Source organism: Cupriavidus sp. HY129 (genome assembly GCF_059492215.1).
The window spans coordinates 15,139-27,764 of the sequence record NZ_CP083256.1 but is presented as its reverse complement, the minus strand read 5'-3'; the positions used below and the strand labels follow the sequence as shown (position 1 = coordinate 27,764).

General features: G+C 60.2%; 11 protein-coding genes and 1 pseudogene. 6 read left to right on the top strand and 6 right to left on the bottom strand.

All coding sequences use genetic code 11. The features are described 5' to 3' along the window. Window positions 1-13: 13 nt before the first annotated feature. Window positions 14-971 (bottom strand): annotated as a pseudogene (locus tag K6G35_RS29030) (SOS response-associated peptidase family protein). A 365-nt stretch (window positions 972-1,336) separates the two neighbouring features. Here K6G35_RS29030 and ligD point away from each other — a divergent pair. Genes ligD through K6G35_RS29015 form a run of 3 tightly spaced genes read left to right on the top strand, consistent with a single transcriptional unit; the run spans window position 1,337 to window position 5,593 of the window. After that, the gene (gene ligD, locus K6G35_RS29025) at window positions 1,337-3,859 is read left to right on the top strand and encodes a DNA ligase D (protein ID WP_058697649.1); all 2,523 of its coding nucleotides are present in this window, start codon (window positions 1,337-1,339) and stop codon (window positions 3,857-3,859) included. 31 nt (window positions 3,860-3,890) lie between these two features. Further along, window positions 3,891-4,781, top strand: a complete 891-nt coding sequence (gene ku, locus K6G35_RS29020) for a non-homologous end joining protein Ku (RefSeq protein WP_058697648.1) — start codon at window positions 3,891-3,893, stop codon at window positions 4,779-4,781. After that, window positions 4,778-5,593, top strand: coding sequence for a tetratricopeptide repeat protein (locus tag K6G35_RS29015; protein WP_058697647.1), 816 nt, complete (start codon window positions 4,778-4,780; stop codon window positions 5,591-5,593). Before ku ends, K6G35_RS29015 begins: the two co-directional genes overlap by 4 nt. A gap of 526 nt (window positions 5,594-6,119) precedes the next feature. Here K6G35_RS29015 and K6G35_RS29010 read toward each other — a convergent pair. From K6G35_RS29010 to K6G35_RS29000, 3 genes are all read right to left on the bottom strand, one after another. Further along, entirely contained in the window at window positions 6,120-6,434 is a 315-nt protein-coding gene (locus tag K6G35_RS29010; protein WP_058697646.1) for an H-NS histone family protein, read from the bottom strand. A 529-nt stretch (window positions 6,435-6,963) separates the two neighbouring features. Continuing rightward, window positions 6,964-7,434, bottom strand: coding sequence for a hypothetical protein (locus K6G35_RS29005; protein ID WP_058697645.1), 471 nt, complete (start codon window positions 7,432-7,434; stop codon window positions 6,964-6,966). Window positions 7,435-7,733: 299 nt separating this feature from the next. Beyond that, window positions 7,734-7,904 (bottom strand): hypothetical protein, encoded by a 171-nt coding sequence (locus K6G35_RS29000; RefSeq protein WP_158577657.1) that lies wholly within the window; start codon window positions 7,902-7,904, stop codon window positions 7,734-7,736. Between the two features lie 201 nt (window positions 7,905-8,105). On the opposite strand from K6G35_RS29000, the gene K6G35_RS28995 reads away from it, so the two are divergent. From K6G35_RS28995 to rpoD, 3 genes are all read left to right on the top strand, one after another. After that, complete coding sequence (locus K6G35_RS28995; RefSeq protein ID WP_081050240.1) at window positions 8,106-8,306, top strand: hypothetical protein; 201 nt, start codon at window positions 8,106-8,108, stop codon at window positions 8,304-8,306. A gap of 364 nt (window positions 8,307-8,670) precedes the next feature. Continuing rightward, window positions 8,671-9,045, top strand: coding sequence for a hypothetical protein (locus K6G35_RS28990; RefSeq protein ID WP_058697644.1), 375 nt, complete (start codon window positions 8,671-8,673; stop codon window positions 9,043-9,045). Between the two features lie 642 nt (window positions 9,046-9,687). Further along, the gene (gene rpoD / locus K6G35_RS28985; RefSeq protein ID WP_171514463.1) at window positions 9,688-11,718 is read left to right on the top strand and encodes an RNA polymerase sigma factor RpoD; all 2,031 of its coding nucleotides are present in this window, start codon (window positions 9,688-9,690) and stop codon (window positions 11,716-11,718) included. 109 nt (window positions 11,719-11,827) lie between these two features. On the opposite strand, the gene K6G35_RS28980 is transcribed toward rpoD, so the two are convergent. Both K6G35_RS28980 and K6G35_RS28975 read right to left on the bottom strand, forming a co-directional pair. Further along, a complete protein-coding gene (locus K6G35_RS28980) occupies window positions 11,828-12,031 on the bottom strand; it encodes a cold-shock protein (RefSeq protein WP_013954359.1) in 204 nt (67 codons plus the stop codon). Window positions 12,032-12,104: 73 nt separating this feature from the next. Next, on the bottom strand, window positions 12,105-12,389 hold the full coding sequence (locus K6G35_RS28975) for a hypothetical protein (protein ID WP_143010703.1): 285 nt from the start codon (window positions 12,387-12,389) through the stop codon (window positions 12,105-12,107). Window positions 12,390-12,626: the final 237 nt, after the last annotated feature.

Genomic DNA, 12,626 nt, shown 5'->3' with positions numbered 1-12,626 from the left:
GATTCTTCGTTCCCTACGCTGCCAACCGGTGCTCGTAGTAGGGCTGGTTCCGGTCGTCCAGGATTGCATCGAGCGCGGCCAAGTTCTTCGCGTCGGGATTCAACCAGGCTTCCACATGCTCGGGCTTGACTGGCACGATACAACGATCATGCCCTGCGGCCGACACCTCAGCGGGCGGCTCGTCGGTAATGGCAGCGAAGGAATAGAGATCGGCCTCGCCCTCTCCTCCTTTGCTGATCGACCATAGACACGCCACCAACATGTCCTGCTGCGGCTCGGGCCTGAACTCCAAAACCACGCTCTCTTGCTGCTCGCCAGGTGCCAGCTCTCGCTGCTCCATCCGATGCCGTGCGACATTTTCGTAGAAAGCATTGACGATCATGATGCCGTGTCGATAGCCGTATAGCTGTCGCCATGCCTTCTTCAAATTGTCGCGTCTGGCGTTGTATGTACCGGGTTTCTGTCGCTCCATCGCGGGCGTCCACCCCGGCATCCTGCATTGATAGCGCATCGGGATCACAACTCGCTGGCCATCCTGCACCACCATCACGGGCGCGTAGTGGCCCGGGAAAATACGCGAGTCTCGATCCAGCAAATCAGTTCGCTGCAGGTCTGCTAGATTGCGCTGCGCCCTCGCGATCTTGTCAGTCGCGACGCGTTGATCGTTTTCCGCCTTCTTTGTCGGCTTGCCTGCCAATGCGCGCTCGGCGGCAGTCAGCCGTGTCTTCTGCTGGAACAGCTCCGTCTCCAAGGCTATCGCCTGATCTTTGTCACCCGCCGCAACAAGGTCGGCGACAGCGCGCTCCTTGTCGTTCGTGGCAGACGGCACGCATTGCTTTAGGCAGTTTGGACCAGCCGCCGTCTCTGCGCTTCTCCCAGAAGAGTTCGACAAAATGCTCAAAACTGTCAGAGGCCCCGAATTCCCGAACGTACTTTCGATAGCTGGCGTGAATCTGCGCGGAATAGCACATCGCTGTCACCGTGGCGTTGTGGCTAAAGAAGCCATTCTAGTGGCGGCGGCCTGACCCTGCAGGGGCACGCCCTTAACGGGTGAGCATGCCGGTTGCAAGGCAGGCCTTCCGGGTGGACGTGTAAGACGCTGCCTTCTACAGGGCATTGAGATAGCGGCCTAGACTGCAGAAATATGGCAACCCGAGGAGCCGACATGTCAAACGTTTATGTAGTGCCACGCGGCGACCGACGGAAGGTTGAGGTAGGTGCCGCATAGTTAACTTATGTTGGGACGCAGCGATTGGCTCCGGGACGATGCTGGCATAAAGACAGAGGGGCCAAGCGGATCGTCCACGGAAGGGAGCGATCCGGATGCGAAACGCCTATGGCAACGACACCAGGGATGTCAAAGGTTAGAGCGCGCACCGCGGAGCGGTTGCCCGACCTCGACCGCTATCAGAAGAAGCGCAACTTCAGCGTCACCCCAGAGCCGGCGGGAACACGAAAACGGCGCAAGAATGCCGAACAGTTGCGTTTCGTGATCCAGAAGCATTGGGCGCGGCGGCTGCACTACGATTTCAGGCTCGAACTCGATGGCGTGCTGCTCAGCTGGGCGGTGCCCAAGGGGCCTTGCTACGATCCCAGCGAAAAGCGTATCGCGGTCCATGTGGAGGACCACCCGCTCGACTATATCAACTTCGAGGGTGAAATCCCGGCTAAACAGTATGGCGCCGGCTCGGTGATCGTCTGGGATCGTGGCACGTGGGAGCCAATCGGCGATCCGCGTGAAGGTATGGCCGCAGGCAAGTTGCTCTTTGAACTTTACGGAGAAAAGTTGGCCGGCCGTTGGGAACTGGTACGCATCGCCAAGCCCGGCGACAGCTCAGAGCAGTGGTTCCTCTTCAAGAAGCGAGATGCCTGGGCGCGACCGCTGGCAGAGTTTGACGTGTTGGCAGCTTTCCCGGATAGCGTCATCAAAAAACCGCTGGGTGCGCTGACCCAAGCGTCGACGGGCTCTACTGAAATGGCGTCCGATACCGCCATCGTGAACGCCCCGCTCGTCCCCTTGCCGGCAAAGCTCGGGCCGCAGCTCGCCACCCCGGCACCCGCACTTCCGACTGGTACCGGGTGGGTCATCGAAACAAAGTTCGATGGCTACAGAATCTTGGCCAGAATCGAGGATGCCCGAGTAGCGCTCTTTACTCGTAATGGCCATGACTGGACGCGCAAGCTGGGATCCCTGGCGGCAGAGATCGAGACGCTAGACATCTCGGAAGGCTGGCTGGATGGCGAGATCGTCGTGCTTCGCGATGGCATGCCGGATTTCAATGCCTTGCAGAACGCAATCGATGGGCATCGCAACGACGCAATCGTCTTCTTCGGCTTCGACCTACCCTTCTGGGAAGGCCGGGATTTGCGCAATGTGCCCCTGACCCAGCGGCGCGCGAAGCTGGCGGAGCTTGTCGGAGATCGCTCCGAACGGGTGCGCTTTAGCGAGGCCTTCGATGCTTCCCCAGTGCAGATCTTCCAGGCGGCGTGCCAGCTCGGTCTCGAAGGCTTGATGTTCAAGCGGGCCGACGCCTCCTATGTTTCCGCACGCACCCAGACCTGGCTGAAGGCCAAATGCAAACTGCGCCAGGAGTTTGTGATTGGCGGGTTTTCGGACCGCAGTGGTGCAACAGCCGAGGTAGGCAAGCTATTGCTTGGCGTATATGCGGATGGAGAACTCCGTTACGTCGGCGGCGTTGGAACCGGCTGGGACAGCGCGACGGCAACAGAACTCAGAAGACGCTTGACCACCTTGGAAACTGAGCGAAGTCCCTTTTCGACGGAGGCGCGTTCCAGCCGGCGATGGGGCGGAGGCCGGGAAGGCGTTGTACGTTGGGTGAAACCGACCCTCGTTGCAGAAGTCGAGTTTTCCGAGTGGACCCCTGAAGGCCAGGTACGCCAAGCCTCGTTCAAGGGCCTGCGCGCCGATCATCCGGCTAAGTCGACCCGGCGAGAGGCGATCCAGACTGCCGTGACGCCGCACGGCGTCAGCGCTATCAAGGTCTCCAATCCGGACCGTGTCATCGACAAATCCACAGGCATCACGAAGGTCGAGCTGGTTCGCTACTACGCGAGCGTGGCGGAGCGGATGCTGCCCCACCTCAAGGATCGGCCGCTATCCTTGGTGCGCGCGCCGGAGGGCATCGATGCCCCGACCTTCTTTCAGAAGCACGCGGAAACGGCGATGCCTGGCCTCACCGAGCAGCTCCCGTCCCTTTGGCCCGGCCATGCCGCATTACTCACTGCTGATTCGGCAGACGCAATCGTCGCCGCTGCCCAGATGAATGTGCTTGAGTTTCATACGTGGAATTCGACGGCCCACCACATAGATCGTCCGGATCGAGTCATTTTCGACCTCGATCCTGGCGAAGGGATTGCATGGGAGACGATGATCGAGGCCGCCATGCTGGTGCACACGCTGCTGGATGAGCTGGGGCTGCAGTCCTGGTTGAAAACGAGCGGCGGCAAGGGGCTGCACGTCGTCGTGCCATTGGCGCCGCAGCGTTCCTACGACGAAGTGAAGGCGTTTTCGCGTGCCGCCGTCAAACACTTGGCGGCCACTCTGCCCCAGCGCTTCACCGCCCGCTCTGGGGCGGCTAACCGCAAGGGGCGGATTTTTGTGGATTATCTGCGCAATGGCTTCTCCCAGACCACCGCAGCCGCGTTCTCGGCGCGAGCGCGGCCAGGACTCGGTGTCTCCATGCCGGTGTTCTGGGAGCAGCTTACCAAGCTGAAAAGTGGCGCACAGTGGACTATCCGCGATGCCCGCGAATACCTCAGTTTCCAAGTGGCGGATCCCTGGCAGTCTTACTGGGAGGCACCCCAAAATTTGACCGCAGCCATCGAACGATTAAGCTAAATGCTGGCGCATCTGCGCTGTGGAGTATCCAATGCCTGCACGATCCCTCGCCTCTTTGTCGCTGTCTTTCGGCCTGGTGTCCATCCCCGTCAAACTCTACACCGCCACCGAGACAAGCTCTGCTGTGCGCTTCAACTTACTGAGCAAAGAAGGCGCACGGCTGAAACAACAGTACGTTTCCGAGCAGACCCAAAAGGTTGTCGACCGTGCAGACATGGTGAAGGGCTACGAGTTTGAGAAAGACCGCTTCGTGACGTTCTCCCCCGATGAACTCAAAGCCTTGGAAGAGAGTGCCAGCCACATGGTCGATATCGTTGCGTTCATTCCCGAGCGCAGCGTGGATCCGCTGTATTTCGACAAGGCGTACTTCATCGCTCCAGATAAGCGCGGCGGTAAGCCTTACAGCCTTTTACGCGAAGCCATGTCGAAGACCGGTCGCTGTGCCATTGCGAAGTGGGCCTCGAAAGGCAAATCGCATATCGTGCAGATCCGACCGGTCGAGGGCGGCCTGGTGTTCCAGCAACTGTTGTTCGCGGATGAAGTGCGCAACATCGCCGAACTGCATATCGAGGAAGTGGCAGTCTCAGATGCGGAGCTAAAGCTGGCGATCCAGCTGATCGAGCAAGCCTCGGAAGACCAATACGATCCGGCCCAGTACAAGGACGAGGAGAAAGTCAGGATTCTCGCCGCCATCGACGCAAAGATCGCCGGCAAGCAGATCGTATCGCCCGAACCAGTTGAAGTCACCGCCGGCGGGCAGGTCATCGATCTGATGGATGCACTTCGCGCGAGTCTGTCCAAGAAAGGGCTGCCCGCGACAAAAGCCAAAGCCGCCGAGCCATCAACTCGCAGAGCCGGTAAGCGGGGCACAGCGCCTTCCGAGCCGACACCGATCCGACGCACCACTAAGAAGTCGGCATGAGCCACGGCGAAGGGTTGACCAGGCGCGAGCTGGAGACGCGCCTGGGCGCTTCGCGCCGGCTGATCTCCAGCCTGGTAGCCGCCGGGCTGGTCACGCCTGCACGAGGCCCACGCGGCCAGTACGTCTTCTCCTTTCGGGACGTGGTTCTGATTCGTACCGCCGAATCCCTGCACAGGTCGAGCGTTGCGCCTGCACGGATTCTGCGGGCGCTGCGTCGTCTCGAACGGCTCACACCGAACCGACACCTATCGGCCCTGCGAATCTCCGCAAGCAGCGGCAACGTATCGGCATGGGACCGGCACGGCGCGTGGCTGGTTGAGAGCGGCCAACGGCTGATCGAGTTCGGGCCGGATGAAGCCGATGTGCGAGTCGTTGATTTAACGCGAATGCGTGCCAACGAACCGACCGCCGAGGAATCCTTTGCGCAAGCCTATGCACTTGAACCTGTCGACGCCAATGCGGCTGAAGCGGCCTACCGACGCGCCTTAGAGATCTCGCCAGGAATGCTGAACGCCTACCTGAACCTTGGGTGCATGCTGGCAGACCAACAACGATTCGACGAAGCCATCATGCTCTATGAGGGGGCGTTGTCCGTCCTTCCGAACGCGCCGCAATTGCATTTCAACCTGGGGGTTGCACGCGAGGATGTCGGCGCCCCGCAGTCAGCTCTGGCAGCGTACGAGCGATGCATCGAACTTGCACCGGACGACGCCGATGCCCACTACAACGCAGCGCGTTTGCATCAGGAACTGGGCCACTTCCAGAAGGCGCTGCGACACTTCAACGCATTCCGGAGGCTCGACCGTCCATAAAGCCAAGCCGCGGCATTATTCGGCGACCAACCTGATGCGTCGCCCCAAGAGGGCCGCATAAGGCACGTATCGAAAGAGGCTCAATTGATCACTTCCACGTGCAAAAGTGATGACCGCTCCATTCTAGTAAGACGCGGGAGCCTTCTGCTGAAAAAAGCGCGTTAAATTCGGACTAATTCAGACTTAAGCGTTTCTTGCGACGTCATATCATGCCTGGGTAGTCCTGCTACCGCCCGCTTCGCCGCCCTGGTGACGCGGGCTCTTTTTTGGGTAAAGCGAGCCCGTGCGCAACAGTGGGCAGGCCGATTGCCTGGTGCGGGGCGACTGGGCGATACTGGGCGCGGGAAACTCCACAAGTTTCCCGATTTCTTCATGGACGTTCTGCGGCTCTCTGCTACCGGTCGAGAGCCGTCTTTTTTCGGTCATCGCCCGATTTGACCGCGTGTGTTGCGCGGTCCGCCGCGGGGTGGCCATTCCCATGACGAGTTGCCTGCCCCGACCCGCTCACATTGGCGTTGCAAACAGCTCATTCCTGCTGGATAAGGAAACGCTCGGGCCGCTTGCCCAGCCAAGCCGGCGTCCGGCCACGTCCCGACCAGGTCTTGCCGGTTTTGGGATCCATATACTTCGGCGGCAGCGGCGCTTTCTCGGTGGCAGCGGACGCTGTACCGGCAGGCCGGCCCCGACGACGCCGCGGCGCCACGTCTTCCGGCGACAGCTCATACCGAGTCATCAGCTCGCGAATCTGCTCGATGACGCCAGCGACCTCAGTTGAACGCGCCTCTTCGAGCTGGGCTTCCAACGCTTGCTTCCGCGCCATCAATTCTTGATACGTTGCCATCTTCGCCTCCAATTGTTCAGTCGCTTTTGACTTATACGCATTCTAAAGTCGGCCTGCAAGGTATTCGTTCTCTACCTTCATACGGAACTTAACATTCCATTCACTTTAATGAATATTCGTATGGGCCTGTGACAGCGGTCGGCGGCGAATAAAGTGACACGAAGATATCGCCCTCCCCAGGAATGGCGGCCATTCGCCCCAAAGCCGTAGCTCGCAGAAATAGGTACGCTCGGCGGCGTGAAATCCCATTGGGCGATGTAATGGAGCTCGGCGCAAGCGATCCGCATACAACGAAGGCTTCACGATGAAGTCGCCGCTGCGCATCTGCGGTTGAATGGTGGGCCTCCCGTGAGTCGAACACGGCACCAACGGATGAGTCCGCTGCTCGAACCAGGCATGAGCTAGAGGCCTAATTGGAAGGGGGAAAGCTGTCAGCACAAAGTTTGTCGGGCCTCAGCTTTCCTCAGCAGTGCTCCTACCTTGCGCCAATCGGCTGGTTGCGGATAGGCGTTACCAGCCGATGCAAGGATCACACCGACGCTTCAGGCGAAGCTACAGCTGGAACCACCTTCTTCGCCGAAGCCCGTTTCTTCGTCACGGATTTCACTGCTGCCGCCTTCGGCGCTGCTTTCGCGGCGACCTTGCCCTTGATACCGGGTGCGGCCTTTTTCGCGGCCTCTTTCGTTGCGGCAGCTTTGTTGCTCGTCGCCTTCTTGGCGCCTGCAGCCTTGGCCTTCTTCGCCGCGAGCTTGTCCTTTGCGGCTTGCTTTTCAAAGCGGGCCGCGGCCTTTGCGGCTTCCACGGCCTGGGCAATTTCGCGCTTTGCCGCTTCAATTGCCTTCTTCGTGTCGGCGCGCAACTTCAGCAAGCGCTTCTTCGCTGCCTGAGCCTCACGGGCGAGCACGCTAGCCTTTTTCGTCGGCACTGTCATCTTCTTCGCGGCAGACCTTTTCTTCGTGACTGCCTCTGCAAGAACAGTTCTTTTAGTTGCTGCGACCATGTTGATTACCCGTTAGTTGTGGAGAGCGGAGTATAACCGCAGGGCTGGCGTACCTAATAGCGGTCTGGCTTGTCCTTGTGGGCGCGACGCCTTTGGCAGCCTGGCGCAATTAGCGGCGGCCAAAAAGCGGCATCACGATTGAGCCAATACGGCGCTCTGGCGCAATTGGCGGAAACGACTCATCATTCGCGCCGGCTTCTCACGTCGTTGCCCACCCCTTCCTCTGCTGCTAGCCTGCGCAGCGGACACCGCTACTCTCGATCATTTCGGCGCCGCCTTCCGGCGTTCAGCCGGGGGCATCACGAGGTAGCCAATCGCGCGACGCTCGAGTTGAGCGAGGGGTCACCATGATCAGGCCGTAGTGGCGTGCCTGACCGCTCTTCCACATAGGCTCCGAACAGAGGGTCGGAGATGATCGGCACGCCGCCGATGGTAGGTGCGCGCAACATCGCCTGGTTGCGTTGCTTCATGCTGCTGCGTTGCCGCATTCTTTTGGCTTGATGCCGGCGACAAAGAAGTTTATTGTGGCCGCTCGGTGTACGCTTCCCCGCCCTCCTCGCACCAATCCACCATTGCCCCGGCCACTGTCCACATTGTCGACTGGGGAATCTATCTCGCGGCAGCAGTAGTAGTAGTTCGTTTTTCCAAACCACGACAACGGAGGCCGACATATGCTAAGCCCGCATGAGATCGCCGCGCTACTGCTGCTCGGCGACGAGGAGGAGATCGACGACCTCGAACCTGAGCAATTGGACACCTTGTTGGCTCACAAGCTGGTCACGATGGAACATGGTCATGCCAGCGGCAATGCCTATCCTCGCCTGACAAGTCAGGGGCATTCCATTCTCGAAGCGGTGCGCCGAATTCGGTAGTCAGTCAGCTTTAGCCCAAAAGCAGACGACCGTCGCGGCCGAAGCCGCGAACTGGTTGATAAGCTGTGGCTTCCTGGCGTGTGGCGCCTGTGGCTGGATCCTGGTGCATTGTTCGGTGTCACATTGCCGTGGCAGCGGCTGGCGCGGGCGGCTGCGTGTTGCGCCTATGATCTTTCCCCCGCTTCCCCCGTTCCGCGGCTCCCGTGCCCAGACGCGGACCTCCAGCATATTGCTCGGTTCAACCTGCTCCCATGACGGGACCTGACAAAGACGGCCGCTCCCCGCTTACAATGCTGCTATGCAATATGGATCAGGGCTGAAGAAGCGCGAATAGCCACACGCCCTGTATGTAGTGGAGGAGAAAATGGCGACAGCTCTGGCTGGGACGAAAAGCGAGGCGCTGAAGCTCCTGGAAACAGAGGGAGTAACGGTCGTGGATTTGAACTACGAGTCTGGTTGGCAAGATGCGATTGAGCTTGGCAGGCGGGGTGAAAAGCTCGGTGTACACGTCCAGTATCGCGGCCATGAGAGCATTGCCGTTAGCTCCCCGGCGGCGCTCGTTGGCGGGCTGATTCGCCCGAAGTTGACCTTCCGTCAGCGCAATCTTTACTGCCAATTTGAGCTCAGCAAGCTGCCAACGGGTGAGCTAGAGCGCCTGGAGGCAAAGGCGGCCAGGCTTGGCGATTACATCCTCGCGGGACACCTAACAAGGGATGTCGATGCGGTGTGGTCGGAGTAACGCATCGCCAGGCAGCCTTGGTGAAGCCGAGATCAGATTCAGCTCCCCGAGTCACGCCTTGATGCTCTGCCCCGCCCCAACAGACCCGCATGGGGACGAGCACGGCCAGTGTAGTCGTACCTAGCCACGGGCCTTTCTACCGGAGCAGCTCAAAGATCTCTTTTGCGTGCTCAAGGTGGCGCCTTCTGCTCTGACAGCGTCGATGCCTTCGATTTGATCGCAGCCGGAGGAGGCCTGAGCCTCGGCAGCCTGCGACTAGCGCTGAAATCGCGGGAGGATGCTGAGCTCGCCGAGTGCTTGTGTCCGAAGGTGCACGGTGCCGGTCCGGACGATTTCCGGACGTGCCCTTCGCGAAACAGGTGATGGTATCGCCCGTGAGCACCGATACGGGATATGCGCCTCGTCGAGCGCGGTGGCAACGAGCTCGAGCATGCTGGTGAACTGCGAGAACAGGAGAATCTTTCGACCTTCCTCGACGAGGCAACACTACCCACCGCATATTGCGGCGCACAACGTCGTCCGGTATTATTCAAAATTCCCCCATTCTGCGCACACCGGATTCCGCGAGAGGCATTCTGACCTCGACTGTCCGTGCGTCATTCCACGATTTCGTTCGCACCCCGACAGGCTTGAACAGCCGTCATGTCCGCGACGATCGTCGGCCAACCTGTCGAGGAGAGTGTATTGGCAAATCCAGTTCGCGACGATTCAGCATCCCGCACGATCGCGGTCACGTCAAAGACCGGCCGCCGCTCTCCAAAAGGAAAGATCCAGGCGGTCGCAACACCGCTGGACATCGCGTCCATGGCGCGCCAGGACGAGGAGCGTCAACGCCAGATGCGCGCGCTGATCGCGCTTGGCCGTGAGCGCGGCTATCTCACCCACGCGGACATCAACGATCACCTGCCCGACAACTTTACGCAAACTGCTGCGATGGAGACGATCGTCAGCACATTCAGCGACATGGGGGTGGCCGTGTACGAGCAGGCGCCGGACGCGGAGACGCTCCTGTTAAGCGATGCCGCGCCTGCCGCGGCATCCGACGATCAGGCGGATGAGGAAGCGGAAGCTGCACTGTCGACCGTCGATTCCGAATTCGGCCGCACTACTGATCCGGTCCGGATGTACATGCGAGAAATGGGCGCCAGTGAACTGCTGACTCGCGCCGGCGAAATCGAGATCGCAAAACGCGTCGAAGGCGGCCTGCAGGACATGATTCAGGCGATCGCCGCGTGTCCGTCAGTCGTGTCCACGATTCTTGCCGATGCGGACCGCATCGTTGCCGGCGAACTGCGTATCGACGAACTGGTCGATGGCATCAGCGACGACGTGAACGAAAGCGAAATGGCGCTAGAGTCCGATGACGTTCAAGTGGAAGCAGACGCCTCCGACGATGACCCGGATGGTGATGACGCTGAAACGGACGCCGCGGATCCGGAGAAAGCGAACGCAGCCCGCCTCGAACAACTCACGATCGACAGTCTTGCGATTTTCGCGCGCGTGCGTGTACTGTTCGAGCAGTTGCCGGATGCACCCGTTACTGGGAAAGCCCGTTCCGCAGCCGTTGCGCAATTGCGCTTGGAGATCCAGCGTGAACTGGCTCCGATCCGCTTTACGGCCAAGACTATCGACCGCCTGTGTGCCAGTGTGCACGAACAGGTTACCGAGGTTCGTGCAATCGAGCGCAGCATCCTGGAGATCGCCGTCGACCGTTGCGGCATGCCACGCGAGGCGTTTGTCGAGTCGTTCCCGGGCCACGAGACCGACCTTGAATGGACCAGCCATCTGGCGGCGACTTCGCGGCAGTTTGGCGCAGCGCTCGAGCGACATCTGCCGGCCATTCAGGCCGGCCAGCAGAAACTCATAGACATCGAGGCCGGGGTCTCGCTGCCGCTCCAGCAGCTCAAGCGGATCAACCGCCAGATGAGCGCCGCGGAGTTGAAAATGCGGCAGGCCAAGCGAGAACTGATCGAAGCGAATCTTCGTCTTGTCATTTCAATCGCCAAGAAATACGTGAACCGCGGCATGCAGTTCCTGGATCTAATCCAGGAAGGCAATATCGGCCTGATGAAGGCGGTGGACAAGTTCGAATACCGGCGCGGCTGGAAGTTTTCGACGTACGCCACTTGGTGGGTCCGGCAGGCTGTCACGCGTGCGCTTGCCGATCAGGCGCGAACCATTCGTGTGCCGGTCCACATGATCGAGATGATCAACAAGCTGAATCGGATTTCGCGCGAATTCCTGCAACAGACGGGACAGGAAGCGCATCCCTCCGTCCTCGCCGAGCGCATGGAGATGTCCGAGGAAAAAGTGCGCAGTATCCTCAGGATCGCGAGGCAACCTGTCTCGCTCGAGACCCCTGTGGGCGACGACGCCGACGCGACGCTCGGCGACATGATTGAGGATGTCTCTGCGAGTTCACCGGCTGAGGCCGTGATTCACGCGAACATGCGCGCCGCGATCGATGAGGCACTCGACGGGTTATCGCCGCGCGAGGCCAAGGTCCTGCGGATGCGATTCGGGCTCGATACGATCTCGGACCACACGCTTGAAGAGGTCGGCAAGCAGTTCGACCTGACCCGCGAGCGGATCCGTCAGATTGAGAGCAAGGCGATGCGCAAGCTGATGCATCCCAGTCGTGCTGACAAGTTGAGGCCCTTTCTCGAGCGCTGAGCAAAGGCGAGGAGTACGCGCCCCCTTTCGACGCCCTACTCCAGACCCACAGCGATCACGCATCGGCCCGATCGCTGCCCTGGCAGGACGCGTTTGCTGCGCGGAGAACTTACAGCGGTTTGATGTTCGCTGCCTGTTTCCCCTTGGGGCCTTGCTTGACTTCAAAACTGACCTTCTGGCCCTCCTGAAGTGATTTGAAGCCATTTCCCTGAACCTCGGAGAAGTGCGCGAACAGGTCATCGCCGCCGTCGTCCGGCGTGATGAAACCAAAACCCTTCGCATCGTTAAACCACTTGACGGTACCTGTTGCCATGTTCTGAATGTTCCAAGGAAGACTAGTTGTAGATGACGCCACCGGCCTGCGCCAGACGTGCGGCTATCTTGTATCACAGGTGAGCCGTCGCAGACAATCCAGGTTTTTTCGAACGGGCTCCGACGAGCTGTACCATGACGTTGTGCGCGAAGGTTTGCGTCAACTCGCCGGTCAGCGTGGTTTCGACTTCCCCGGCCACCTGAACGCGACCGGTTGCCGCAGCGTGCGATCGCGCTGCAGCAGAATGCGATGTTCGTACAGCCACCGTTTGAGATCCCGCAGCAAGCCATTGCGATCCTGTTTGCCCGAGATCGCCCTTGAACCAGCGCACCACATAGCGGCGCTGATGCTCCGTCATCGCGCCGAAGCCGAGTGCCCGATACGCGCAGGTCTGTGCTCGACCAGCGTGTCGATGTGACATCATAAGGCGCGTACAGCGTGCCGAGATCGGGCGGCTCAATGCCCAGTTGCTCGCCCGGGTGTTGCCTGAGATTGCGCGGTACGTACCGGCAGGCCTCGGTGCGCCCCGACTGCAGTGAAGCGAATGTTATCGCCGAGGGCATCGAGCGCCGTCCCAGCGCGGATGGTGACTGGG

Bases quoted from the DNA above. Each gene is read 5' to 3' on its own strand.
- K6G35_RS28990 (WP_058697644.1), top strand. From the start codon at position 8,671: ATGGCGACAGCTCTGGCTGGGACGAAAAGCGAGGCGCTGAAGCTCCTG.
- K6G35_RS29000 (WP_158577657.1), bottom strand. From the start codon at position 7,904: ATGAAGCAACGCAACCAGGCGATGTTGCGCGCACCTACCATCGGCGGC.
- K6G35_RS29005 (WP_058697645.1), bottom strand. From the start codon at position 7,434: ATGGTCGCAGCAACTAAAAGAACTGTTCTTGCAGAGGCAGTCACGAAG.
- K6G35_RS28980 (WP_013954359.1), bottom strand. From the start codon at position 12,031: ATGGCAACAGGTACCGTCAAGTGGTTTAACGATGCGAAGGGTTTTGGT.
- ku (WP_058697648.1), top strand. From the start codon at position 3,891: ATGCCTGCACGATCCCTCGCCTCTTTGTCGCTGTCTTTCGGCCTGGTG.
- K6G35_RS29015 (WP_058697647.1), top strand. From the start codon at position 4,778: ATGAGCCACGGCGAAGGGTTGACCAGGCGCGAGCTGGAGACGCGCCTG.
- K6G35_RS28995 (WP_081050240.1), top strand. From the start codon at position 8,106: ATGCTAAGCCCGCATGAGATCGCCGCGCTACTGCTGCTCGGCGACGAG.
- K6G35_RS29010 (WP_058697646.1), bottom strand. From the start codon at position 6,434: ATGGCAACGTATCAAGAATTGATGGCGCGGAAGCAAGCGTTGGAAGCC.
- rpoD (WP_171514463.1), top strand. From the start codon at position 9,688: ATGTCCGCGACGATCGTCGGCCAACCTGTCGAGGAGAGTGTATTGGCA.
- ligD (WP_058697649.1), top strand. From the start codon at position 1,337: ATGGCAACGACACCAGGGATGTCAAAGGTTAGAGCGCGCACCGCGGAG.
- K6G35_RS28975 (WP_143010703.1), bottom strand. From the start codon at position 12,389: ATGACGGAGCATCAGCGCCGCTATGTGGTGCGCTGGTTCAAGGGCGAT.